This is a genomic window from Borrelia persica No12, assembly GCF_000500045.1.
Lineage (GTDB): Bacteria > Spirochaetota > Spirochaetia > Borreliales > Borreliaceae > Borrelia > Borrelia persica.
Genome location: NZ_AYOT01000013.1, coordinates 1 through 669 on the forward strand (window position 1 = coordinate 1; position 669 = coordinate 669).

1 protein-coding gene is annotated in these 669 nt (G+C 23.6%); it reads left to right on the forward strand.

Going from position 1 to position 669, the window contains the following annotated elements:
* Positions 1–399, forward strand: a 399-nt coding sequence (locus U881_RS0100165; protein ID WP_024652879.1) for an Mlp family lipoprotein, incomplete at its 5' end; no start/stop codon positions are given.
* Positions 400–669 lie beyond the last annotated feature (270 nt).

A 669-nucleotide genomic window follows, 5' to 3' on the forward strand; every position in this document is an offset into this window, starting at 1 on the left:
TTATTATTTTATAGCCTATTATCACTTTGTTCCTGTAAAGAAATAACAAAACCTACAAAACCTTCAGAAGATCTCAGTAAAAAAAATAAAGAAACAATAATGGTACCACCAAAAACACCTGAAGAAATATTAAGAGAAACATTAAATAATGAAGAGCAAGCAAACTTAAACTTTTTCAAAGAAGCTCTAAACAATGAAGAAAAGTTTAACAAGTTTTTACTATGTGATCAATCTAATATTAAAGAAGCTTTGGAGCACATCAAGACTCAACTTGAAAGTTGCAAAAATAATAATGACGGAAAAAAAACTTTTAAGGACCTAGTAACCGCCTATTTTGATACAATAGATAACAATAAACTAGCCGACTTTAAAAAAAGTGTAATAAGTAATTGTCAATGACAAATTGAAACAAAATATTTAAAAAAACTTGTTACATTGCAAAATATTAAAAGTATAATTCATATAATCTCATTTCTTAAATTAGTAATTTAAAAAATAAAGACAACTTAATAACAAAGAAACAATTTTTATAAAACCAGCAATCAGATTATCCAAACTTATGAACCAGAAATACATCCTAATAAAAATTGATATATATTTTTTAAATCGTAAATATAAGGAGATTTAAATGAAAAAAATCAATATTATTTTGATATTATTACTGATGAT